Source organism: Prevotella sp. P5-92 (assembly GCF_002251245.1).
GTDB lineage: Bacteria > Bacteroidota > Bacteroidia > Bacteroidales > Bacteroidaceae > Prevotella.
This window is the reverse complement of sequence record NZ_NPJG01000069.1, coordinates 16846-40052: the sequence shown is the minus strand read 5'-3', so window position 1 is coordinate 40052 and position 23207 is coordinate 16846. Positions and strand designations below refer to the sequence as shown.

21 protein-coding genes and 2 pseudogenes are annotated in these 23207 nt (G+C 48.4%); 7 read left to right on the top strand and 16 right to left on the bottom strand.

The features are described from left to right. Positions 1–8 precede the first annotated feature (8 nt). Positions 9–1814 (bottom strand): dihydroxy-acid dehydratase, encoded by a 1806-nt coding sequence (gene ilvD / locus CIK99_RS07395; RefSeq protein ID WP_094380895.1) that lies wholly within the window; start codon positions 1812–1814, stop codon positions 9–11. 308 nt (positions 1815–2122) lie between these two features. Between ilvD and CIK99_RS07390 the strand changes: the two genes are divergently transcribed. From CIK99_RS07390 to CIK99_RS07375, 3 genes are all read left to right on the top strand, one after another. Further along, a complete protein-coding gene (locus CIK99_RS07390; RefSeq protein WP_094380894.1) occupies positions 2123–2716 on the top strand; it encodes a peptidylprolyl isomerase in 594 nt (197 codons plus the stop codon). A gap of 14 nt (positions 2717–2730) precedes the next feature. After that, positions 2731–3825, top strand: a complete 1095-nt coding sequence (gene aroC / locus CIK99_RS07385) for a chorismate synthase (protein ID WP_094380893.1) — start codon at positions 2731–2733, stop codon at positions 3823–3825. A 432-nt stretch (positions 3826–4257) separates the two neighbouring features. Next, entirely contained in the window at positions 4258–4620 is a 363-nt protein-coding gene (locus tag CIK99_RS07375; protein ID WP_094380891.1) for a hypothetical protein, read from the top strand. 96 nt (positions 4621–4716) lie between these two features. On the opposite strand, the gene CIK99_RS07370 is transcribed toward CIK99_RS07375, so the two are convergent. Then, a complete protein-coding gene (locus tag CIK99_RS07370) occupies positions 4717–5637 on the bottom strand; it encodes an Rpn family recombination-promoting nuclease/putative transposase (RefSeq protein ID WP_094380890.1) in 921 nt (306 codons plus the stop codon). A gap of 310 nt (positions 5638–5947) precedes the next feature. Between CIK99_RS07370 and CIK99_RS07365 the strand changes: the two genes are divergently transcribed. Next, positions 5948–6868: a hypothetical protein gene (locus CIK99_RS07365; protein WP_144007931.1), complete on the top strand. Its 921-nt coding sequence runs from the start codon at positions 5948–5950 to the stop codon at positions 6866–6868. A gap of 78 nt (positions 6869–6946) precedes the next feature. On the opposite strand, the pseudogene CIK99_RS07360 reads toward CIK99_RS07365, so the two are convergent. From CIK99_RS07360 to CIK99_RS15310, 4 genes and pseudogenes are all read right to left on the bottom strand, one after another. After that, positions 6947–9451, bottom strand: a pseudogene (locus CIK99_RS07360) (glycosyl hydrolase 115 family protein). Positions 9452–9522: 71 nt separating this feature from the next. Continuing rightward, a complete protein-coding gene (locus CIK99_RS07355; protein WP_173805331.1) occupies positions 9523–10827 on the bottom strand; it encodes a nucleobase:cation symporter-2 family protein in 1305 nt (434 codons plus the stop codon). Beyond that, positions 10824–11402, bottom strand: a complete 579-nt coding sequence (locus CIK99_RS07350) for a xanthine phosphoribosyltransferase (protein WP_094380887.1) — start codon at positions 11400–11402, stop codon at positions 10824–10826. The genes CIK99_RS07355 and CIK99_RS07350 overlap by 4 nt, the downstream gene beginning before the upstream one ends. 250 nt (positions 11403–11652) lie before the next feature. After that, positions 11653–11817, bottom strand: coding sequence for a hypothetical protein (locus CIK99_RS15310; protein ID WP_158215935.1), 165 nt, complete (start codon positions 11815–11817; stop codon positions 11653–11655). A 243-nt stretch (positions 11818–12060) separates the two neighbouring features. On the opposite strand from CIK99_RS15310, the gene CIK99_RS07345 reads away from it, so the two are divergent. Beyond that, a complete protein-coding gene (locus tag CIK99_RS07345) occupies positions 12061–13716 on the top strand; it encodes a TlpA disulfide reductase family protein (protein ID WP_094380886.1) in 1656 nt (551 codons plus the stop codon). A 424-nt stretch (positions 13717–14140) separates the two neighbouring features. On the opposite strand, the gene CIK99_RS07340 is transcribed toward CIK99_RS07345, so the two are convergent. The 6 genes from CIK99_RS07340 to CIK99_RS07310 all read right to left on the bottom strand — a co-directional run bounded on the left by CIK99_RS07340 (position 14141) and on the right by CIK99_RS07310 (position 17522). Further along, on the bottom strand, positions 14141–14320 hold the full coding sequence (locus tag CIK99_RS07340) for a transcriptional regulator (protein WP_094380885.1): 180 nt from the start codon (positions 14318–14320) through the stop codon (positions 14141–14143). 26 nt (positions 14321–14346) lie between these two features. After that, positions 14347–15099 (bottom strand): MBL fold metallo-hydrolase, encoded by a 753-nt coding sequence (locus CIK99_RS07335; RefSeq protein ID WP_094380914.1) that lies wholly within the window; start codon positions 15097–15099, stop codon positions 14347–14349. Between the two features lie 26 nt (positions 15100–15125). After that, the gene (locus CIK99_RS07330) at positions 15126–16112 is read right to left on the bottom strand and encodes a serine hydrolase (protein WP_094380884.1); all 987 of its coding nucleotides are present in this window, start codon (positions 16110–16112) and stop codon (positions 15126–15128) included. Between the two features lie 12 nt (positions 16113–16124). Beyond that, positions 16125–16370, bottom strand: a complete 246-nt coding sequence (locus tag CIK99_RS07325) for a hypothetical protein (protein WP_094380883.1) — start codon at positions 16368–16370, stop codon at positions 16125–16127. Between the two features lie 236 nt (positions 16371–16606). After that, positions 16607–17005 carry an FKBP-type peptidyl-prolyl cis-trans isomerase gene (locus CIK99_RS07315; protein WP_094380913.1) on the bottom strand — a complete coding sequence of 133 codons (399 nt, stop codon included), beginning with the start codon at positions 17003–17005 and terminating at the stop codon, positions 16607–16609. A gap of 169 nt (positions 17006–17174) precedes the next feature. Then, on the bottom strand, positions 17175–17522 hold the full coding sequence (locus CIK99_RS07310) for a hypothetical protein (protein WP_216822794.1): 348 nt from the start codon (positions 17520–17522) through the stop codon (positions 17175–17177). Between the two features lie 213 nt (positions 17523–17735). Here CIK99_RS07310 and CIK99_RS07305 point away from each other — a divergent pair, with 213 nt between their 5' ends. After that, positions 17736–19061, top strand: a complete 1326-nt coding sequence (locus CIK99_RS07305) for an ATP-binding protein (RefSeq protein ID WP_094380881.1) — start codon at positions 17736–17738, stop codon at positions 19059–19061. 128 nt (positions 19062–19189) lie between these two features. Continuing rightward, positions 19190–21037 (top strand): alpha/beta hydrolase-fold protein, encoded by a 1848-nt coding sequence (locus CIK99_RS07300; protein WP_094380880.1) that lies wholly within the window; start codon positions 19190–19192, stop codon positions 21035–21037. A gap of 64 nt (positions 21038–21101) precedes the next feature. Here CIK99_RS07300 and CIK99_RS07295 read toward each other — a convergent pair whose 3' ends face one another. The 4 genes and pseudogenes from CIK99_RS07295 to CIK99_RS07280 all read right to left on the bottom strand — a co-directional run. Continuing rightward, a complete protein-coding gene (locus tag CIK99_RS07295) occupies positions 21102–21368 on the bottom strand; it encodes a helix-turn-helix transcriptional regulator (RefSeq protein ID WP_094380879.1) in 267 nt (88 codons plus the stop codon). An 11-nt stretch (positions 21369–21379) separates the two neighbouring features. Continuing rightward, positions 21380–21856, bottom strand: coding sequence for a hypothetical protein (locus CIK99_RS07290; RefSeq protein ID WP_094380878.1), 477 nt, complete (start codon positions 21854–21856; stop codon positions 21380–21382). A 183-nt stretch (positions 21857–22039) separates the two neighbouring features. Next, a complete protein-coding gene (locus CIK99_RS07285) occupies positions 22040–22594 on the bottom strand; it encodes a 3'-5' exonuclease (RefSeq protein ID WP_094380877.1) in 555 nt (184 codons plus the stop codon). Positions 22595–22605: 11 nt separating this feature from the next. Further along, positions 22606–22844: pseudogene (locus CIK99_RS07280) on the bottom strand (cytochrome C biogenesis protein CycH); the annotation flags it as partial. Between the last annotated feature and the right edge of the window lie 363 nt (positions 22845–23207).

The window sequence follows — 23207 nt, the reverse complement described above, 5'->3', positions numbered from 1 at the left end:
CGTTATTGTTAATCTTCAATTATCCTCACTCCACCCTTGTCGGCACTCGCCACGCTCTGTGCGTAAGCCTTCAGGGCTTTGCTCACCTTGCGGTTGCGCTTCAGCGGCTGCTGAGGTCTTGCCGCCAACTCCTCGTCAGAGAGACGCACGTTGATCGTTCTGTTTGGGATGTCGATCTCTATGATGTCTCCATCCATTATCTTTCCGATATTGCCGCCCGATGCAGCCTCAGGCGAGATATGACCGATGCTCAGTCCGCTCGTGCCGCCCGAGAAGCGTCCGTCGGTGATCAGCGCACACTCCTTGCCCAGGTGCATACTCTTTATATAAGAGGTGGGGTAGAGCATCTCCTGCATGCCAGGACCGCCCTTTGGACCTTCGTGGGTTATCACCACACAGTCGCCACTCTTTATCTTTCCGCCGAGGATGCCCTCGCATGCGTCTTCCTGAGAGTCGAACACCCTTGCCGGACCGGCGAATTTCCACAGCGCCTCATCTACGCCAGCCGTCTTCACCACACATCCGTCCTGTGCGATGTTGCCGAACAATACGGCCAGTCCGCCGTCCTTCGTATAGGCATGTTCAAGGTCGCGTATGCAGCCGTTGACGCGGTCGGTGTCCAGCTCGCCCCACTGCTCGTTCTGCGATCCCATCTTGGTCGAGAACTTTCGTCCCGGAGCTGTCTGGTAGATGCGGTTTGCTTCGGGGTCGGTATCGCCCGTGGTGATGTCGTATTTCGCCATAGCCTCGTCGAGGGTGCGTCCATCCACGCGTATTGCTGATCCGTCAATGAGTCCGCCCTTGTTCAGCTCGTTCATGATGCCAAGGATACCGCCGGCACGTCCACATTCCTGAACGCTGTATTTCTGTGTGTTTGGCGCCAATTTACAGAGACAAGGTACGCGTCGGCTCAGTTCGTCGATGTCGCTCATCTTGAAGTCGGCACCAGCCTCTTGGGCCACGGCCAGCAGGTGCAGCACCGTGTTGGTACTTCCGCCCATGGCTATGTCGAGAGTCATGGCGTTGAGGAAAGCCTTGCGAGTGGCAATGCTCTTAGGCAGCACGCTCTCGTCGCCGTCCTCATAGTAAGCCAAGGCATTCTTCACGACCTGGCGTGCGGCGTCCTTAAACAGTCTTATGCGGTTCTCGTGGGTGGCGAGAATCGTGCCGTTGCCAGGCAGCGACAGTCCCATGGCTTCCGTCAGAGAGTTCATAGAGTTAGCGGTAAACATTCCTGAGCAGCTGCCGCATCCCGGACAGGCGCAGCCCTCAATCTCTGCCATCTCATCGTCGCTCACCGATGGGTCGGCGCCCTTGATCATCGCGGTGATGAGGTCGGCGTTCTCGCCTCGCCAGCGTCCTGCCTCCATCGGTCCGCCCGAGCAGAATACCGTGGGGATGTTCAGTCGCATAGCAGCCATCAGCATGCCTGGAGTCACCTTGTCGCAGTTTGATATGCATATCATCGCGTCAGCCTTGTGGGCGTTGCACATATACTCCACCGAGTCGGCTATAATGTCACGCGAAGGCAGCGAATAGAGCATGCCGTCGTGTCCCATGGCAATGCCGTCGTCGATGGCAATGGTGTTAAACTCAGCCGCATAGCAGCCCATCGCCTCTATCTCTTGCTTCACTATCTGTCCTATCTCGTGCAGGTGAGTGTGTCCCGGCACAAACTGTGTGAACGAGTTCACTACGGCAATAATTGGCTTGCCAAACTGTTCACGCTTCATTCCTGTGGCTACCCAGAGCGCACGCGCTCCTGCCATCCTTCTTCCTTCAGTGCACACTGCACTTCTTAGCTGGTGTTTCATCTTTATGTCGTTGTTTTTTATTCTCTTTCTGATAATGTGGCTGCAAAGGTACTCTTTTTTTTGCTAATTACCAACAATAAATAGCATAAAAATAGCATTTTGTTACAAAATTGTCGCTTAATGGTGTTGTGATGCGTTAATTTATAAGCAAAATTGCACTTTTTCTATCGAAGTGTGCAATGCCTCTTGCGTGAAAAGAACATAAAAAACACGCCAAACATTTGGCTGTTACAAAAGAAATCACTACCTTTGCCAAAATTTATTATTCACACAACCCATCATAAACAATAAAACAATAGAAAAACAGAATGGAAAATAAGCACAACATGTTCGTGGCCGTGAGCTACACACTCTACACCGTCGATGGCGAGAAGAAAGAAAAGATTGAAGAGGCACCGGCAAGCAAGCCCTTCGAGTTCATCACCGGCTTCGGCGTCACACTCGACGAGTTTGAAAAGCAAATAGCACAACTCGACAAAGGCGCCGACTTCGAGTTCCAGCTCAGCAAGGAACAGGCTTACGGCGACTTCGAACAGGAACGAGTGCTCGACCTTGACCGCAGCATCTTCCAGATCAACGGACACTTTGACCACGAGAACATCTTCGAGGGTGCCGTCGTGCCTCTGCAAAACGAGGACGGCAACCGCTTCTACGGACGTGTGCTTGAGATTGGCGCCGACAAGGTGAAGATGGACCTCAACCATCCGTTGGCAGGCAAGACACTCTGCTTCTCAGGAAAGGTCATCGACAAACGTGAGGCCACCAATCAGGAGATACAAAACCTCGTCAACTTCCTCAGCGGCGAACATAGCTGCGGATGCGGCTGCGGATGCGACGACTGCGGAGGCGACTGTGACGACCATCACCACGATGGCGGATGCGGCTGCGGTCACTGTCACTGATACCACTTGCCGCTATGAACACATTCGGACATATCTTTACCCTCACCACCTTCGGTGAGAGCCACGGAGATGCCGTGGGTGGCGTCGTCGATGGCATGCCCCCAGGCATCGACATCGACATCGACTTCATACAGCGTGAACTCAACCGCCGACGACCGGGACAGAGTGCGCTGACTACCTCACGCAAGGAGCCCGACAGCGTCGAACTCCTCAGTGGCATCTTCGAAGGCAAATCCACTGGATGCCCCATAGGCTTCGTGGTGAGAAACACCAATCAGCACTCCTCCGACTACGATAACATGCGCCAGCTCTTCCGCCCGTCGCATGCCGACTATACTTATCACGAGAAGTACGGCATACGCGACCACCGTGGAGGCGGACGCACCTCGGCGCGTGTCACCATAGCACGCTGCGTGGGAGGCGCCCTCGCCAAACTCGCACTGCGCCATCTCGGCATCACCGTCACCGCCTACACCTCTCAGGTGGGACACGTGGCGCTCGACCGCGACTACCGTCGCTACGACCTATCGCTCGTTGAGACCAACGACGTGCGCTGCCCCGATCCTGACAAAGCCGCCCAGATGGCAGACATTATAAAAGAGGTGAAAGCAGCCGGCGACACCATCGGCGGCATCATCACCTGCGTCATAAAAGGCTGTCCAGCAGGACTGGGCGAACCAGAGTTCGGCAAACTGCATGCAGCCCTCGGCTCCGCCATGCTCTCCATCAACGCCGTCAAAGGCTTCGAGTATGGCGACGGCTTCGACATCGTCAGCCACCGTGGGTCGGAAGTCAACGACGTCTTCCTGCCAAATCCCGCAGCCGACGCATCGCAGCCGCTGCGCCTCCACACTGCCACAAACCATAGCGGGGGCATACAGGGCGGAGTAAGCAACGGCGAAGACATCTACTTTCGCGTGGCATTCAAGCCCGTGGCAACGCTCCTCATGCAGCAGTCCACCGTCGATATCCATGGCAACTCCACCACGCTCACCGCACGAGGACGCCACGATCCGTGCGTCCTGCCGCGCGCCGTGCCAATAGTAGAATCCATGGCGTCGATGACCATTTTAGACTATTATCTCATGAATAAAGCAGTAAAAAACTGATATTTCACATTTTTTATATATTTTTACTGCAAAAGGTATTGCACATATCAAAATAATGTCCTACCTTTGCAGTGTAAATAAGCTATTCAAGGGATTTGTGAAAATCTCGAGTAGAATTTAGTTAAGTCTAGTTTAGTTTTTGTGTTGGTTTGGGGCGACTGAATAAGTCGCCCCTTTTCTTTATGCCCCACCCACCACACTCTCTTCACCTTATTCCGCCCTCCACATCCCAAAATTCACCTAAAACACCTAATTCTTCATCTCCTCCCGCAGAGACTTTGATGTATGTCAAAAATATAGCTGTGTGCGCAAACAATATAACGGAATGTTTGTCGGGAAACGAAAATAGCAGTAATTTTGCAGCGTCAAAAGACAAAAGGATAACAAAACACACATTAATTAACATTAAAGATTTAAAGAAAGGGTAACATTATGAAAAGATTGTTTTTGACAGTAGTAGCAGTACTCACAATGACAGCTACATTTGCAGAGAACGAAAAGGCAAACAGCGTAAACAATGCCAATGCCTACGACATGAAGGTGAATATGTCGAAGCTCGGTGAAGCTCTGAATCTCACACAAGACCAGATGGAAAGCGTAGCCGACGTTCACCGTACATTCTGTGGAGAGATGCTCGTGGCATCGCAGGCTAACGAGGAAGACCGCAAGGCACTCGTTGAGAAGGCCGTCCTGAAGGAACTCCGCTACATGAACTATCTGCTCAACGAAAAGCAGTATCGCACCTACGTCATGCTGCTCAACACCACACTCAACAATCGTGGTCTGAACAAGTAAAGAGAGAGAGAGTTTTATAATAACCAAAGGCCCGCGTCGCGCATCACAGCCGCCGCGGGTCTTTTTTTATTCACATGTCAGTATGTGGCAGGATGGTTACAACTTCATAATGGCATCTTCAGACAACCCTGTCGCTTTAATTATATCGGCAACACTTAAGCCCATCGCCTTTAAGTTTTTGGCTGTCAATATGATACCTTCAGCACGACCTTCAGCACGACCTTCAGCACGACCTTCAGCACGACCTTCAGCACGACCTTCAGCACGACCTTCAGCACGACCTTCTATTTTTGCGGTGTAAAACATGTCATTTTGCACCATGATGTCGTCCATGTGATCGTCGTATGCTTTTCGTTCTTTGTCAGTCATCGTCATATAAAGAAGTTTCTTGCGCGCTTCTCTCAGGCCAGGTGTCGAGGTGTCGTCCTTGATGCGGTTGTTTTTCAGGTAGTCGAGCCATTCCTCTATTGGGGTAGTTGCCACGCTATTAAACTCGTTAACACGGATTATATAATACTCAGGGAATATGTCATGAGGCACACGCATGCGTAGTTCCTCAGCCTCCTTGGTATTCACCTCAAGAAGGTCGTTGGTATGGACACCTGTGAATACGGTCTTACCATGATACAGGTAGTCGCTGCCTTTGCCAAGGTCAAAATATACGATGTTAATTGAATACACCTTCTTCACTTTGTCGTACATCTGCCCAATCTCGATATGTTCGGTAATGGCTTTCGACACTCCGTAGAGTATTCGTTGAAGAAAATAGAACTGGCGCGTGAGCTGTACCTCGACAATTATTATGTCGCCCTTGGAATTCTTAGCCTTGATATCTACACGATTGAACTTGTCGTTGGAGCTATCTTGATTGCCTTCGCTCTCAAGTAGTTCTTCAATTTTCACATCCTCACCAGTCAGAACCGTAATAAGTCCTTCCAATACAGCGAAGTTGGCCTTATCGCGTAACATTCGCTTCACTGCCCAATCAAAACGTATATATTTGTTGTTCACTTCCATAAGCTATTTTTTTATTTCCTTTGGCGGCAAAGATACAAACTTTTCCTTAAACTGCCAAACATTTGGAAGATTTTCTCGTTTTATGTTTACTCTCCCCACTTATAGGCTCACCATACGACTTTGTCTCTTAGTGCGACATTATCCTATTTTGGGAAGTAATAGGAGAATATGCCCGCAACATTTGACAATTAACAGTATTTAACGCGATCGAAATAAAATAATGATAACGGTTTGTTTTGTAAAAAAGCAAAAAAGAGTTACCTTTGCCAAATAAAACAAAACATTTTTTATAACATAAAACTATTTCGGTATGAAAAAGAGACTATTTTTTACCGCAATGTTCGTTGCGTCAGTGTTTACGGCAAATGCCCAGAATGACGAAGTAAGTAACCAGACAGTGCTCGACTTGCTGAAGGAAGGCTTTACCTCCGAGGAAATCATCGGTGCTATCGAGAATAGTACAACGCGTACTATCACTTTCGACATTAATTACATGCGCCAGTTAAAGGCTGCGGGAGCTGATGCTTCTCTGACTTCGTATCTTCAGAAGATTGCCAAGGTGGACAATGGTTATGAGGGCGTAATACTCTGGAATCCTGTTGGCGGTGGCAAGCCGACAAAGATCTATCGTTGTAACTTCGAGAAGGAGAAGAAGGGATTTAACCTCGGAACAGCTGCAGCCATAGCCGGTGCCGCATACGGAGTGGGAAATATTGTTGGCGGACGGCATGTGAGTGGCGGTGAGGCTGCTGCAGTGACTGCCGGCTTGGGGGTGATGATGAGTTCGGGCAAGGACATCCAGAAGATGATGCTTCCTGGTTCGAAGGCAAAAATCAAGACTAGCCGCCAGCCTGTATTCAGATTCTTCTTCAAGAAGGCTGACAATGCCAGCTTTAACTCTGAACACGCCAACTGGTATGAGATGGTTATGAACGACATTCAGAGCCCTAACGAGTTCCAGCTAATCAAGATGCAGGTGAAGGACAGCAAGAAAGGGGGCCGTCGCCTCTTCCCGAGTTCAATGTCATACACCGTGGCTGGTTTCAGTGGCACTAATGCAAGTACGCGTGAGATGGTTAACTTCGAGATTAACCCTATCAACAACAACACCTTTGAGGTGACATTTAGCCAGCCTCTGGAACCGGGTGAATACTGCTTCTTCTACAAGAGCGGATTGCAGAACAAGTATTTCCAGACCCAACCTTTTGGTTTTGATTTTAGCGTGGAATAAGTCTGAAAAAAGTAGATATAAATGTTTTATAAAAAAATATAGGCTCGTAGTTTTACGAGCCTATTTTTTTTATTGTAGTCATAAAGGATATACAGGACTTATAGGAAACATGTAGAAACGGCGGGTGGGGATGTGGTCGAGCATCCACTGGTCGAGGATGATGTGATGGTCTAATGCTTTGATGATCAGCGTGTGATGACCTTTTGATATGGCGACGTGAAGCTCTCTCACTGCCTGTTGGCGAAGCACGTTCTGCTTCCAACGCTCGGAACGGAAGGGCTCCTTGAGGCTGAACACGTGGGGCTCGCCGCCGTCGATACTTACCGAGAAACGGAGGTCGCCCGTGTCGGCTGGTTGGGTGGGGATGAGTGCCAGGCGAAGGAGGGCGTCGCCTTCTCTTTCACAGTGGAAAGAGTAGGTGAGCGACTGGCCCTTGGGCAGACGGACGGCATTCATGGAGTGGCCCAACGCCTGGACACATGTCGCTCCGTTGTCGGCCTTATCCCACTGGCAGGCATTGCGCGCCACATAGCTGCCGTCGCGCTCTATTGCGCTGACGTCGGCATCGGCACGATGCTTATACTGCTCGACTTCGGCGGTGGTGAGCTTCATGGGCAGCTTTGGGGCGTTGAAGACGTGAAGGTCGCGCGGATTATTTACTATGAGGTGCCGCCACTTGCCGGACGACAGATGGTCGTTGTAGAAGGACGTGAGGTGGTGTATCTCCTGATAGGCAGCCTGACTTTTGGCGCATGCCGCCATCAGGGCCTCGTTGTTCTGCCAGCATTCGCTGTCTCCAATAGTCCGGGCGATGGCTCTCGCCCTTTGTGCCTCAAGCATCTTTCGGCTCATGGCTGCTGCTGCCAGGACAGGATATTTTATGTGGGAGAAGAAGGGGGCAAGGCGATCGTCGGGCAGCGACTGCTCGACGTTTTCTACGGCACGCGTCAGTCGCCGCCAGGCAGTGAGATAGCGGTCGAGCTCTCCGCCGAAGGCTGTGAGACTGAACTCGGTGTCGGTCACCTCAGATCATCCACGGTGGTATTTCTTCTTGTCGAGTTCTACTTGTGTCCATCCCATAAACTCCGGCTTGCGTATGGCGGTGAGGCGGTAGAACTCCTGCATGACGGGAAACAGACGGCTGCCTGCCGACTGCCCGAACTCGCGGCAAAGCCACTGGAGCTGATGGCGGAAGACGGTGGAGGGGGTGACGGAGTTGATGTCCCATGCCATGTCGAGAAACAGCTCGAGGTCGTAGGCGGCGGTCTTAAGGTCGTGCACGTTGGCTATCCACAGCCGTCGGGCGTTGTGGTCGAAGGCCTCCCGCATCTCGTTGCAGATGAGTCCCGGCTGTGTGGTTGAGAGCCACAGATAGTCATGTGGTCTGCCCCAATAGCTGAGGTGGTAATACACGCCTGCGCCGCCCGTCCTCTTCTGTTGAAGGGAGTCGCTAAGACGGGTGAGGTAGCCGTAGTTGTCGTCGCACCATGTGAGCATAACGTCGTCGGGCACCACGAGTCCGTTTTCCATCACCTGCAGTACTTCCTTGTAAGGGACAAACTGTTGGGGAACCTGTTCTACGCGTCTGTTGACATGCTGACGGAGCATAAGGCGCTGGTCGTCGATGACACGTTGCAGGGCAGCTGTCTGGTCGTCGAGGTTTTTGCCCACACCCTCCATGGCACCATCATGGATGCCACGCATGCCGATGGTGTAGATGTTCTGGTATTGTCGTGAGTCTTTCAGTCGTTCTGTCCAGTAACGTTGCACCGCGTCTTTGTTGGTGATATAGTTATAGGCTCCGCGCTCTTTGGTGTTCCATTCCCCCGCGTTGTTGCGCATCATGGGTTCGCAGTGCGACGTGCCGATGACGATGCCGCAAGAGTCAGCAGCCTCTTTGGCTCCGGGTATGAGGAAGAAGGGCGTTGACGATTCGTGCATGGCGGGCCAGATGGTGTTTGCCCTGAGACGCATGAGGAGCTTGAAGACCTGCTTGTATGTTGTGGCGCTTATCAGTCCGGGTTTGGCGGGCGAGAAGGTGCGCCAACTCCATGGTTGTAGTGACCAGTCCTCGTCGTTGATGAAGATGCCGCGGTATTCCACCGATGGGCATTGACAGGTGTGGAAGTCGGCAGGGAGCGTCAGTCGTCCGCGTTTCTCAGGCTGCGCGTCGGCCCACCATTTCCATGGCGACACTCCTGCCAGACGCGAGAGCTCGAGTATGCCGTATGCCGTGCCTCGGCCGTCGCTGCCTGCCACGAGGAGCTGATGGCTGGTGGCCTTGATGCAAAAGGCGTCTTTCTGGCGTTTCAGTGTCTTGACGTCGATGCCGGCTGCCTTTAGGTCTTTTATGGCTTCCTTGTCGGTGTCTATCTGCACGATGCGCACCCTTGCCCTGGTGTCTTTGCGTATGGGCATGGCTCCGGTCACGTCTGTCATGTCGTCGCTCCACATCTGCATAGCCGTCGCCACCACGGGCGACACGTGTCGGCTAAGCGAGTAGCTGACGCCTTTTGTGCCGTCATACCAGCAGAACTCTTTCTTTTCGTCGGCAGCCTGTGCGCTGGCAGCAAGCCCCAACATAACGACTATCGTACCTCTTATAATATTGTTCACCTTGTCAATACCAATTGTTTTGATGTCTTGAATGAAAACTATGCCGCTTTCTCTTCTTCTTTCTCTTTAGGAAGAATGAGGTTGAGGAGTACTGCACATAGGAATACTACCGCCACGGAGTTTTGGGCAAACACGGTCTGCACTATGTCGGGGAAGATCCTGAACATGTCGGGAGCCGACGTGAAGCCAAGTCCGATGCTAAGCGAGAGACTCGCGATGATCATGTTGCGCTGGGAGAAACCGCATCTTGCCATCATGCCGAAGCTGGCAAACACGATGCTGCCAAACATCATCAGGGTGCAGCCGCCGAGTACACACTGGGGAATGGTGGCCAACAGGGCTCCAATGGGCGGAAACAAGCCGCACACTATGAGGATGACTGCGCCCGTGGCGATGGTATAGCGGTTTATTACTTTAGACAAGGCGGCAAGGCCCACATTCTGCGAAAACGACGTGATAGGTGTGCAGCCGAAGAGGCCAGAGATGCAACTCACAAATCCGTCGCATGCCACTGACGCTCCCATCTCTTTCTTTTTTACTCCTCGTCCGAGGGCACCGGAACATAGGGCTGACGTGTCGCCGATAGTCTCTGTAGCTGAGACGAAGAAGATGCATATCACGGCGAGGATGGCGTCGAGACTGAACTCGGGGGTGAACGGCATGAACGTATGCAGGGCTACGATGGGCATGTCGGTGACACTGCTGAAGTCAATCATTCCCATGCACAGGGCAAGAAGATAGCCCGCAATAAGGCCGACGAGGATGGAGAGCGAACGCAGCATCCCCTTGCCGAAGATGAGCGTGACAAGACACACGACCAACGTGGCCGAACCCACTATCCAGTTGCGGGCGCTACCAAAGTCTGCCGCTCCCTGTCCGCCTGCAAAGCTGTTGGCTCCGATGGGGAGGAGTGAAAGACCGATGGCGGCTACCACCGTCGCGGCGACGATATGCGGAATGAGTTTCGTCCATTTGTTGGGGAAAAGACCGAGACAACCCTCCACCACGCCTCCAATGATGACTGCTCCCATCAGTGTGCCCATGCCTTGGGTTGAGGCGATGACTATGGAAAGGGAGAGGAACGTGAACGAGATGCCCATCACTATGGGCAGTCGCGAACCTATGCGCCATACGGGGTAGAGCTGGATGAGTGTGCCGATGCCGGCTATGATCATGCAGTTCTGTATGAGCGACGCGGAGATACCGCGGTCGATGCCCACCGCTCCGGCGAGGATGATGATAGGGGTGATGTTTGCCACAAACATGGCAAGGATATGTTGCAGTCCGAATGGCAAGGCCTGTCTTAGTGGCACTCTGCCGTCGAGGTCGTATATGCTGTTCATGATCGGAATCTGATGTCTTGTGTTTCGTAGTCCATGGATTCGAGTATGGCTATCGATTCAAGATGATAGCCTGCCTCGCGCAGTATCTGTCCGCCTTTCTGCTGGCCTTTCTCTATGGCGATGCCGATGCCGGTGACCTCGCCTCCCGCCTGTTTCACTATGTCGATGAGGGCAAGGCACGCCTGTCCGTCGGCAAGGAAGTCATCGACGATCAGCACTTTGTCGTCGGCGGTGAGGTACGGCCTCGACACAAACACGTTGTTGTGGCGCTTGTGGGTGAAGGAATAGGCTTTCGCCACATACTTGTCGTCGGTGCTGTTGGCCGTCTCGCCCTTTTTGGCAAACACGACCGGCACGTCGTAGAGGTCGCCGAGCAGCGTGGCGATGGCAATTCCGCTGGCCTCGATGGTAAGTATCTTGTTTACCGTCTTTCCACGAAAGCGGCGTTTTAGCTCGTAAGCAATCTGGCGTATGATGTCAACATCGATCTGATGGTTCAGGAAATTGTCCACCTTAAGTATGTTGCCCTCTTTGATGACTCCATCTTCTTTGATTTTTTCTTCGAGAAAGTTCATAATGTGTTATGTTTTAAAGGGTTATTTGATGTGATAGTTCATAGATGTAAAAATGTTGTGTGCAAAGATAATAAATTTGTCGGATATAAACGACAAATACCACGTGTTTTTTATTGTTTATATCCGACAATTTCCTGATAATAGATATTCAGCACATACTGCCTTGATGTCCTGACCCACTTTCCTGGCACAGATATAAACTTGAAGACAAACGCCTTGATTCGGCTTGTTGCTTTGAGTCCGAACTTCTTCACGTCAAGCCTCTCAAAAGAATCTGTTCAGCGTGTCCTTCTGGTGGAAACGCACGTTTGTGTTGCCGTCGCTGTTCTGAGAGTTTGGAGTCAAATTGCTCCATTATTGAAAAAAATCCTCCAAAAGGAGTGAGTTTTTCAGATTTTATTGCTATCTTTGCCATGTCAAATCAGAGTTTTGCTTGTTTTTATTTGCAACACTAAGATAAGTGAAATTACTGACATGGCAAAATCCTAAGCAACTTTTTGTTGCTCAGGTGCTTAAAAAGTTCAATTTATAATAGTGTTGCGGAATCAGTTTCACGCCATTTCTTTGTCCGTTTAGGAAAGTTTAACTTCCTCGGAGGCAATATTTCCGCGTGAACGGAGTATAATAATAGTAAGGACAAATATAAACGAAAAGAACAATGAAAAATGCGATTAAGAGAGAGCCATGCAAACTTGTTTGCAGATGGCCGAGCGTGAGCATTTTATGTAACAAGAAAACTATCATCACCGCACTGCTCGCCCTCGTCACAATGGCGGGTCAGGCGCAAGAGCCATTCTTCCGGACAGACTCGGCATTCATCATCGGAAAGGTTAATGGAATCGCCCCCCAAGCAAAGCCTAAGCAGATTATCGTTGCATGGAACAACGCCATAACCAATAACATGAGGGACAAGACGGTTGATGTATCTGCCGATGGCGATTTCACTTGTCGGATGCAGTTGCATCACCCTGTACTCAGCAATTTGGTAATCTCCGAGAATAATAAGGTGCCGTTTTACCTCATGCCGGGCGAGACGCTACACATGGAACTGAAACAAGATGCTGACGGACACTGGACTTGCAATTATGGTGACGGCAGCGCGGCGAAAAAGGTGGAGCGTCTGCTGAAAGCGAACCTCGACTATACCAATGAGTACCGCATGATGATAGCGGACAATAGCGACTTAAAGCGTCACACGGCTTTATGCGACAGTCTCATTCGGGCAACGCTCGGGAACATTGAGGCGATGGCCGATGCCCGACAGTTCACTCCCTACGAGCGGCAACTGGCTCAGACGATGGCAACAAGCGCGATTTGCGAAGGCTTCTTGTTCCGACATGGTGTATTATGCCGTGCAGATTTGAACCGCACCTTTACCGACAGCCTGTACAGGGCCGAACTCTGCGCTCCCGAATACTATGCCCCACTGAAATACCTGCCATTGAATGACCCCGTCCTTTTCGTTCCATACAGTTATTCCCCATTTGCAACAGTCTTGGCAACAACCCCAGTCTGCGCCTTGGCCACTTTCATGTCGTATTATGCCGTAGAAATCCAGCAACTGCGTCAGGCGATGAACAGAATGACGGGCGACGAGGACAATCTGCTGACTCAGATGGCCATGATGCAAATACTGCCAAAAGGACTGACAAGAGCTGCCGAAGCATACGTTCGTCGCCAGCAAGCACTGGCTGACACGACACTGACGGCAGAAGACCGTGCGGCGTGGGAAGCGTCCGCATACGTGCCGCTCGACACCGTGCGCCATCGTGCGCTCGACGGAATCACGCAGCCCGAACTGCGCAAGGAGGCTGAACGTCTCTTCACCGCCACGTTCGACGAATCCATTGCCTATCCCATCCCCGAAGGTGATGGCAAAGCCTTGCTCGAAAGAATCATCCAGCCCTATCGCGGTAAGTTCGTGCTGATAGACTTCTGGGCGATGTGGTGCGGCCCATGCAAGCAAGCCATAGAAGAAAGTCGTGACCTGCGCCGCCAGCTTCAGGACAATCCCGACCTGCGGCTCATCTTCATTGCGCAAGAGGATGCCCCCGAGACCAGCGAAGCCTACAAGCAATATGTCCGTGAAAACCTGCTCGGTGCCGACTGCTATCCCGTCAGCCGTAAGGAACTTGGCCAGATGATGGAACTCCTGCGGTTTGGCGGCGTTCCTCACTACGTCACCATCTCGCCCGACGGCCAAATCATGCGCAACTCGCTTAACTACTTTTCCAATAACTACGATTTGTTCTTGCAGAGGTTAGACGAAATGAAAGTAAGACTATCGGGAAGTAATGAGACTAAAAATTACTGAAGTTTCCCATCCTTTGAAGGTATGTGATAGAATGAAGAATTGAGTATAAAAAAGATTGCAAAATATAACAGAAATCGAGAATAATTTTGTATCTTTGTAGCTGCAAAACAAACAAAATACAAACCATTCAAGATTTGAAATGAAGGAACAGCGAGAGCAGAAGCCAAATTTATTTGGATAATGCCGAAATACCGTGCAAACGAGAGCAGAGATCAAACAAGTTTGGTCTCTGCTCTTAACCCCCTTCGTTTCCCCCGTTTCCCGGGGGACAGAAACGTGCGTCGGTTGACTTCGTCTTCCTCCTCCTTGCAAGGCATAACCCAAGCGAGCTTGGGTTATGCTCTTGCTTCGTTCGTTGGTTCCTTATGACCGTAGTCACATGACCCGCCTATCCATACATAATATGTTGTCGAGTCCTGTACCATCACTCTGCAGGTGCCCATTTGCAACGAACAGGAGAGACGATTGCGCCCTCTGCCTTCAGCTGCTTCATGGCTGCATCCACCTCTTTGCGGTCGAGACCGCTGAGTTCTGCGATTTTACCTGCGTTAAGAGGCTGTCCTGCCTCTTTCATTGTTGCTAATACTTTTTCTTTTGTGTCCATTGTTTTGATGATTTGATGTGTTATTATTATTTTGTTATGCTGTCTCCTTCGTGCCCGATGCACCAAAAGGGGACATCCTTTTCTTTGCAGAAAGGCTCCATGCGCCACGAGCTCTCAAACCCACTCATGACAAAGTGCATTGGGACAAACATTCCAACCTTGAAGCGTTCGATAAACTGACGCCCTCCAAGCGTATAGCCGTTGCCGATGCGTCCGTCCACAGGGAACATCACAAGGTCAAACGAGTCGGTTATCTTTCGGATGTCTTTCAGTTCACCAAGGAACCGCTTCTCCTCTGCCACAGGATTGATGTATTGACCAAACTCTTCACTGAAGACCTCTCCTTTAGGTGTGCCGTCGACAAGAAAGCGTGCGTACCAGTTGCACAGGTCGCCAGCATGAAAGATGGTTTTACCTTCTGTTTCAACAATCCAGCTCACGCCACTGTCATTGCTGCCTGTGGCTGTCACTTTCAGGTTCTCATCTTTCCATACCGTTCCTTTGGCCATCCATACATCGGCATCCTCTTTCTGCGCTCTTCTGCGTTTGAGTATATCCTTTGACAGGATATATGTGATGTCGTGTATGCTTTCCTTCCATTCGAAGATAGCTTTCGTGAAGTGGTCTTCATGGAAGTGGCTTGAAAACACGTACACATGTTTACATGTTTTAATGTACCCACTCATGACATCGGCAGGATCCATCCAGTAGTCAAAGACCAGGATGCACCGAGCCGTTTCAAGCAGGAATCCACTATGGAAGATGTATCTGAGTGTCATCATATATTATTTGTTATTGATAAATCTTATGGCATCTGAAGGTCTGACGGCATGTTACGTAGAAATCCATCTGCCTGGATGCGCATCAAACATTGTTCTGCTACCTCTGCCACCCCTTTCTCCTCTTTTGACTTTTGCAAGAAGATGGCAATTGATAAGTGAGAACCGTCGGGCAAAAGAACGATTCCAACATCGTTTCTATCTTGTCTTCCGTCAGAAGAAGGAAAACCAGAACCTGTCTTGTGAATCAGTTTGCCGTCTTTGGGCAAGACTGCTGCTATGCGTTGCTGACCCGTATTACAATCAGCCATTGTATCCCAGATAAAGGAGATATTCTTGTTGTCATCCCTATGAAGATAAAACCACTCCAAGAGCCTTGCCATTTCTTTTGGAGTGGCTGAGTTTTCTATGGCTCTATGAGGATTCTTTTTCATCTCCTTCTCCGTCAGTTGCACATGGATGTCTTTGAATCCAAGCGTATGGATATATTTCTCTACTGCATCCGGCTGTCCGCATGATGCAAACAAAAGGTCGCACGCATTATTGTCGCTCTGTTTCAATGACCATTCTATTAACTCAGCAAACGTGAAATAACGCATACCTTCAAATATTGAAAGCATAGGCGACCATGTCTCAGCGTCCAGACTATCCTTGTTTACAAGAACAGAGTCGCTCAGTGTAAGTCCTTTCTTGTGCAAGTAGTCTGCTACGTATAAAGCCTGTGGAAATTTCATGACGCTATGCATGGCAAAAGCACTATCCTCCTGATGACCGCAATATAATTCTCCATTCATAATGCTTGCCCCATATGAAAAATATGAGGATTGACCTTTCACCTCTGTAGTCTGGATGTAAGCCAGGAAAAAGGTGAGAAGCAGAAAGAGTAGGATTTCGCTCACTCGTTGAGTTCCTCCCGTGGGGTTGAATATGATTTGATGTATCTTCATCTTACCTGCGTTGAGAGGCTGGCCTGCCTCCTTCATTGTTGCTAATACTTTTTCTTTTGCGTCCATTGTTTTAACGATTTAATGTGTTATTAATATTGTTATCAATTCATTCAATTTATCTTCGCGTATTACCTTCGGTTGTGCCTTACCTGCCAGAATGAGAATCTTTTTCCCATTCCTGTATATGTGCAGCTGTCTGCTTCGCACCAAAGCCGTCAAGGTCTTATCATCCTTCATGGCTTGCCATATCGGATAATACACACCATCAGGTTCAAACAGCTTTTTCTGAAGGTGTGAGCACATATTGGTTGTATCTAGTGTCATAGACTCATCTGTTGTTTCTTATTTCCAATGTTATATCCATATACGACCGCTTGCCGTCTATATAGTCGGCATATAGCGATTCTTCGTTTCGGCCTTTAAGAACATGGCATTTGCCACACAACTCACAGTTGTGTAAGCATCTCCATTCGTTCAAGACGTAATCCAAACGCTCTTCTCGTGTAGATGATTCAATATTCGGTGCGGTCATTATTTCCAGCTCAGAAAGTTTCTTACTCTTACGCAATGCCAAGAAGCTCAATCTCAAAGATGAGTGTAGAACCTCCGGGGATGCCTGGCTGTGAAAACTTGCCATAACCCATTTCGGCAGGGATATAGACCTCCCATTTGTCTCCCACACACATCTGCTGCATGGCAATGATCCAACCTTCAATGAGGTCGCAGAGACGGATTGCCAATGGAGCTCCGCCACGGCTGCTGTCAAACTGCTTGCCGTCGATGGTACGGCCTGTGTAATGGGCAGTGACAATGCTTCGGGGCATAGGATGCTTTCCGTCAGCCTTGCCCTCTGCCAACACCTTATAATATATTCCCTTGGGGAGCGATTTCACTCCCTCTTCCCGTGCTTTTGCCGTAAGCCAATCCTTGTTAGCTTGTGCGTATTCTCTTTTATTCATGTTCATACTATTTTTGTTTGTTATCACCCATCGGCCATCCTTGCGACCGCCTTCACGAGTGAGTATGCCTTTGGATTGCAGGTAGCGTCACCTCATATTGTTCAGTATTCACGTGTATCTGACATTTCGGTGCAAAGGTACGATTTTTTATTGAAAAACGATGCGATTTTTATGGAAATCGCATATAACAAGATCTGTTCTGTACTTTAGCAAGCACTTTTGCAATCTCATCACCACCAATATTCTCCTTATTCTCAAGAAGAGCAATGGCTTTCTTCAAGAGCTTGCAATCGTCCAGAGACAATGGCATCTCAGTTATAGAGTAACCAGGATCGGCGTATCTGTAGTATATCTTATCGTAAACCTCTATAGGTGCATTGTAGCCCAACTTGTTAGATCTCATAATCTGCAAGTCGTTCTGAACGGTTCTGGCACATACACCCTTGGTTATACCCTCCATATCGTAGAGTGCATCAGAGCAGACATGAGCATCCGCCAAATTAAAAAGTAGTCTCATATTTCTTTCACGAATCAAGGTACCTGTCCCCTGACCCTGTAGATTGGCAACTGTTAATTATCTGTATATATCAATAAATAATCTGATAAAAGTTTTGATATTTCAATTATTGTATTTATCTTTGCAGCAGGAAAGTCCCTTGAAAAAGTGACGTATATATAACAAAAGTCCCTTGGAAAAGTGGTTTATATTAAATAAAAGTCCCTTGAAAAAATGGCTGTACTACAAAGAAAAATTGACAATATTCTTAGAGAATGGAAAGTCAAAGAAGACAAGAAACCCTTAGTCATTAAAGGTTGCAGACAATGCGGAAAGACTTTTTCCGTCAAGAATTTTGCTGCACAAAATTACGACAATGTAATATACATCAATTTTATGGAAATGGACGAGTATAATATTGCATTTGAAAAATCAAGACGAATAGATGATATTATCCTGAACATAACAACCATAATGGAAGACAAAGTTAAGTTTGAGGAGGGTAATACCTGTCTTATACTCGACGAGATCCAAGAATGCCCCGAAGCAAGGGCTTCACTGAAATTCTTCAAACTTGACGGACGGTTTGATGTCATTGCCACCGGCTCACTTCTTGGAGTCAAAGGTTATGGACATTCAAAATCGTCAATCCCTGTTGGATACGAAACGATTGTTAATATGTATCCTCTTGATTTTGAGGAGTTCCTATGGGCTAATGGGATTCCATCAGCAGCTATTGATAAATTAAGGGAATGTATGGAAACCCTAACTCCCGTTCCCGAAGCCATACACGACAGGATGCGTCAGCTGCTGCTGTATTACACTATAGTGGGCGGGATGCCAGAGGTTGTGCAATCATTCGTTTCGACCAAAAACATGCAAACCGTTCTGGAGCTCCAACGAAACATCATCGACCAATATGAGGATGACATGCTGAAATATGCAGATGATTCTGACAAACCACGCATAAGAGAATGTTTTGAGTCTATCCCTAAACAGCTTGCCAAAGAAAACAAGAAATTCCAATATTCCCTGGTACGCAAAGGAGGAAAGGCCTCACAATTTGCCGGAAGTCTTCAATGGATAGAAGATGCTGGAATCATTTGCCGTTGCCACAATCTGAGCATTACGGAATTGCCATTGGACGGCAATGCTGTAAATGATGTTTTTAAAGTGTATATGGTTGATACCGGCTTGTTTGTCTCAATGCTTGAAGACGGCACCCAGCTCGACATTCTTCGAGGTAACCTTTTCGGTTATAAAGGTGCTATATTTGAGAATCTCATTGCCGACATCTTCACAAAAATGAGACGCAAGCTGTATTATTTCCGTAAAGACTCTGGTTTGGAAGTAGATTTCGTCATCCGATATGAAGGAGAATGTACCCTGATAGAAGTAAAGGCCTCAAGCGGCAACGTAAAAAGCACAAAGACCATTCTTGCGCATCCCGAGAAATATCATGTCCATCACGCAATCAAGCTTGGCGATGTCAATATTGGGCAGAACGGCCAAATGACAATTCTACCCTTGTATATGGCTTTCTTGCTCGACAAGACATAATCATCAAACCGCAGATTCTATATAGAACTTGCGTAGATACACATAAGAAGATTAATTTAATTGTTGTGTTGTTGCGCTTATAAGATATTTTTTTTCAATACACCGCTTTTTTATTATTTATTTCGAAAATGAAACATTACTTTTATCTATCGGCTGCAATGCTCTTTGCAGCTTGTTCGCAGAAACCACAACCAGCCGACCCGGCATCGACTGTGGTCAATCCCGACGGAACAGTGACTTTCAACTATCGTAACGACAATGCCAAGAACGTCGAGGTCAGCGTGCAGTTTGCTGGCAGCCACGCCATGGCGAAAGGCTCTGTGTCGGGTCTGTGGACTCTCACTCTTGGTCCTGCTGCCCCCGACATCTATCCCTATTGCTTCGTGGTCGATGGCGTGAGTGTCATGGATCCCCAGAACTTTCAGTATTTCCCCAATGAGGGATTCAAGAAATCACTTCTCGATATCCCAGGTAAGGACGATCCGCTGATTCATGCCTATCAGTCGCAGAATCCGCAAGGCAAGGTTGATTATGTCACATATTATTCTTCGACCATCGGCTGCTATAACAATGCACTGATTTACACGCCAGCATCCTACAATCCTGCCGGCAATAAACGTTATCCAGTCTTCTATCTCATCTCAGGAACCACCGACACCGAGGAGGTATATTATAAGGTAGGACGCATGAACACCATCATCGACAACCTCATTGCCGAGGGAAAGGCCGAGGAGATGATCATCGTACTGCCCTACGGCAATCCTGTGAAGTTAATGGATCAACCAGCCGACTTTGCTATGGACCTGTTCAGCAAAGATCTCATCAATGACCTCATGCCGTATGTCGAGGCCAACTACCTCACCATCAACGATGCCGAACATCGTGCGATAGGTGGATTCTCGCGCGGAGGCAATCAGGCATTGAGCAATGGACTGATGAATCTCGACAAGTTCTCTTATCTTTGCTCTTACAGTTCGTTCACCTCGACCCAACTGCCATACGTCTATGACCATGCCAAAGAGACCAACAGCAAGATCAACCTCTTTTGGCTCGGCATCGGCACCGACGATCTTCTCTACAAGACCAGCCACGACTACATCGAGTTTCTCCGCAAGAAAGGCATCAACCACATGCTCGAATTTACCAAAGGAAAATTCGGGCATACATGGATGAATGCCAAGTACTTCCTTGCCCAAACCATGCCTCTGCTTTTCAACAAGGAAAAGGCTACTGCTGCAATGTCTGATGGCGGAATGCCTTTGCCTGAACTGAAAGGCGACGAGGAGGAATTCAATCCGCTCGTCATGTCCCGCCTCTTCCCACCTCAGGTCACATCGCCCGAGTTCGGTCAAGGCAACGTCACCTTCCGCATCAAGGCTGAGAATGCCCAAGAGGTGCTGCTTTCTGGCGAAATGCTCACTGCACCTGTGCCAATGCAGCGCAACTCGGTAGGAGTGTGGGAGATCACTTTGGCAGATATCGTCCCCGATGTCTATTGCTACAACTACATTGTCGATGGCACCGAGGTGATGGATCCGACTAATATGTACTTGGCACCCGAAATTGGTTTCAAGCGCAGCATAGTCGAACTCCCAGGTTCGCCATATTCCATCAATCTTGGCGTCAACCGAGACGACCCGGCCAAGTCAATCAAGTATTCGCCTGTAAGAATTCAGCGCACAGCTAAAGGTAAGGAATACGCAATGGTCATCCCCAATCAGCATACCGGCACAATCCAGCACACCATCTTCCTTCATTCTGGCGCTAAAGCCACCTTCCAGGCATGGCAGAAGATAGGCAAGGCACAACAGATCCTCGACCAGATGATCGCCTCTGGCGAATGTCAGCCCTGCATCCTCTATCTCGTTGACGACGACTCTCTTGTCCCCAACGATGCTATCACCCTCAATGCCGACAACTTCGCCACATGGTCTGAAGCCCGCAAAGCACTTGTTGAGATGCTGAAGAAGATGTGATGAACGATAAAAAGATAAGAGCAGTACCGATTTTGTGTCGATACTGCTCTTATACCTCTAAATCTCACTTGGCTATATTGATGAGCTTGCAGCCTAATGCCGTTTCAATCTTAGCAATGGTCTGCATGGTGAAGTTGTGTCTGCCAGTCAACCATTTGGATATTTCTGACTCCCTCTTGTGGAGTTTCTGGGCAAAATCCTTTTGGGTGAGGTTCTTTGCTTTTAGAACTTCACTGATGCGCTCTGCTATCTCGAACGAAAGCTCAAACTCGGCTTTCTGCTCTTCTGGTATAGCGGCAAGGCACTGTCTGAACAAAGCATTCCGTATCATAGGCTTGGTGTTTATATTTCAAATGTGGCACTTTGAATATCAGTAATCATATTTTTCTCTATGGTTACCTTACCTGATTTCTGTGCTTTGAGCAGTACTTTGTCAAAAGTCTGCAAATCCATCACATAACCGCTCAGTTTGCTGTCTTCCTGGTAAGTGCGAGTATTCTTAACACCTCCGTTTCCGAGTATAAGAATCTGGTCAGATATTCGCAAGCAATACAAACGAAGTTTGCGCGAATCGATGGCAAGAGCCTTGACATTGTCATTCATCCTGCCTTCGTTTCGGAAGAACCGTTCAAGAGCCCCCTTGTCGATAATCTTGGACAAGGCCAAAAGGATAACGTTGAAATCCTTGTTATATGTAGCGTTGTCCTTGAATTCGTTCAGGAACTTCTCAAACTCGCTCACCTCACTGCCATCAAAACAGATGGAGAACATTCCTACATTGTCGTTCTGTTCTATTGTCTTTAATGTTGCTTTTGCCATAGTTGTAATCCTCTTAATTCACTGCAAAGTTAAGTATAATTTCCGATATAAATTCACTTATGAGTGAATATTTAAGAAAGTTTTACCAATAATGCCAAGATATGGTGAGTTTAATAGCATTTGTGGAATACAAAACATGGCGTTTGCAAACTGTATATGCTAAATAAAAAGTATACCACATTCTTATAATATCTCCCTCGCTATCCACGCACACGCCTCTGCATCAGCCAAAGCATGATGGTGGTTCTTCAAGTCATATCCACAGCGGGCGGCAATGATGTCGAGGTTGTGATGTCCCCCAGGCCAGCGCTTGCGTGATGCCACACATGTACAGTAAAACTCATAGTCGGGATAATCCATCTGATAGACACGAAATACGGCTTTCAGGCAACTCTCGTCAAATGCTTTGTTATGTGCCACCAATGGCAATCCCTCGATGAGTGGCTCAATCTGCTTCCATACTTCGGGAAAGACTGGCGCATTGTCAGTGTCTTCAGCACAAATGCCATGAACCTGACTGCACCAGTAGTTATAATACTCTGGCTCGGGCTTGATGAGGGAATAAAACTTGTCCACTATCTCCCCACCCCTCACTATCACTACGCCAACAGAGCACACCGACGAACGCTCGTTATTGGCAGTCTCAAAATCTATTGCTGCGAAATTACCGTTTAAGCAAGGGCAATTCGAGCTTGCTCGAGAATTGTCGAGCAGAAGGCAATTATCTAAGTCTTGCATATTTAATGATCTTATTGATTATCCTTGTTGATAAGATTGACCACCACTTTCACCATGACATCTTTCTCTTCCGTACGGCTCTCGGCAATCATCAAGGCTTTTCCTCTACTGATGGATAGAGGTCTTCGCCGCCGAACGTTTGGTATATCTGTCCAATGCTGCTTTTGAAGGAATCATCTTTCTCATTGGCAAACCATTGGCTGCCACCGAACTTCACTTTCATGGCGTTGATGGCATCCATGGCATTCTCTGATCATGTCAAGATTATAATAATCAATATTTTGCATTTGATTATATCCCTCTTTCCTGACATATTTTCTCCAACTTCACTTCAAGCTGGGTAATTCCATTTGATTGATAAAAACGAATTTGCTGCAAAATTATGGGAATGGTGTGCCATTTACGTTCACACCTCGCCAAAAATTGCATATCGTTAACACTTGTGGACTTTGAGCAAGCATTGATATTGCAAATATAAAGATAATTACTGAGAGTCGTATTTATCCGTTTCGGATTTAACACGAATTTAACAATAAAAGAGTGAATATAATCAAAACACAGCACTAACACTGCACAAGTATTGGTAAGCGTCTCCTGACCCTTCTTAATGTTA

Bases quoted from the DNA above. Each gene is read 5' to 3' on its own strand.
- ilvD (WP_094380895.1), bottom strand. From the start codon at position 1,814: ATGAAACACCAGCTAAGAAGTGCAGTGTGCACTGAAGGAAGAAGGATG.
- CIK99_RS07390 (WP_094380894.1), top strand. From the start codon at position 2,123: ATGGAAAATAAGCACAACATGTTCGTGGCCGTGAGCTACACACTCTAC.
- aroC (WP_094380893.1), top strand. From the start codon at position 2,731: ATGAACACATTCGGACATATCTTTACCCTCACCACCTTCGGTGAGAGC.
- CIK99_RS07375 (WP_094380891.1), top strand. From the start codon at position 4,258: ATGAAAAGATTGTTTTTGACAGTAGTAGCAGTACTCACAATGACAGCT.
- CIK99_RS07370 (WP_094380890.1), bottom strand. From the start codon at position 5,637: ATGGAAGTGAACAACAAATATATACGTTTTGATTGGGCAGTGAAGCGA.
- CIK99_RS07365 (WP_144007931.1), top strand. From the start codon at position 5,948: ATGAAAAAGAGACTATTTTTTACCGCAATGTTCGTTGCGTCAGTGTTT.
- CIK99_RS07355 (WP_173805331.1), bottom strand. From the start codon at position 10,827: ATGAACAGCATATACGACCTCGACGGCAGAGTGCCACTAAGACAGGCC.
- CIK99_RS07350 (WP_094380887.1), bottom strand. From the start codon at position 11,402: ATGAACTTTCTCGAAGAAAAAATCAAAGAAGATGGAGTCATCAAAGAG.
- CIK99_RS15310 (WP_158215935.1), bottom strand. From the start codon at position 11,817: ATGGCAAAGATAGCAATAAAATCTGAAAAACTCACTCCTTTTGGAGGA.
- CIK99_RS07345 (WP_094380886.1), top strand. From the start codon at position 12,061: ATGAAAAATGCGATTAAGAGAGAGCCATGCAAACTTGTTTGCAGATGG.
- CIK99_RS07340 (WP_094380885.1), bottom strand. From the start codon at position 14,320: ATGGACACAAAAGAAAAAGTATTAGCAACAATGAAAGAGGCAGGACAG.
- CIK99_RS07335 (WP_094380914.1), bottom strand. From the start codon at position 15,099: ATGACACTCAGATACATCTTCCATAGTGGATTCCTGCTTGAAACGGCT.
- CIK99_RS07330 (WP_094380884.1), bottom strand. From the start codon at position 16,112: ATGGACGCAAAAGAAAAAGTATTAGCAACAATGAAGGAGGCAGGCCAG.
- CIK99_RS07325 (WP_094380883.1), bottom strand. From the start codon at position 16,370: ATGACACTAGATACAACCAATATGTGCTCACACCTTCAGAAAAAGCTG.
- CIK99_RS07315 (WP_094380913.1), bottom strand. From the start codon at position 17,005: ATGAATAAAAGAGAATACGCACAAGCTAACAAGGATTGGCTTACGGCA.
- CIK99_RS07310 (WP_216822794.1), bottom strand. From the start codon at position 17,522: ATGAGACTACTTTTTAATTTGGCGGATGCTCATGTCTGCTCTGATGCA.
- CIK99_RS07305 (WP_094380881.1), top strand. From the start codon at position 17,736: ATGGCTGTACTACAAAGAAAAATTGACAATATTCTTAGAGAATGGAAA.
- CIK99_RS07300 (WP_094380880.1), top strand. From the start codon at position 19,190: ATGAAACATTACTTTTATCTATCGGCTGCAATGCTCTTTGCAGCTTGT.
- CIK99_RS07295 (WP_094380879.1), bottom strand. From the start codon at position 21,368: ATGATACGGAATGCTTTGTTCAGACAGTGCCTTGCCGCTATACCAGAA.
- CIK99_RS07290 (WP_094380878.1), bottom strand. From the start codon at position 21,856: ATGGCAAAAGCAACATTAAAGACAATAGAACAGAACGACAATGTAGGA.
- CIK99_RS07285 (WP_094380877.1), bottom strand. From the start codon at position 22,594: ATGCAAGACTTAGATAATTGCCTTCTGCTCGACAATTCTCGAGCAAGC.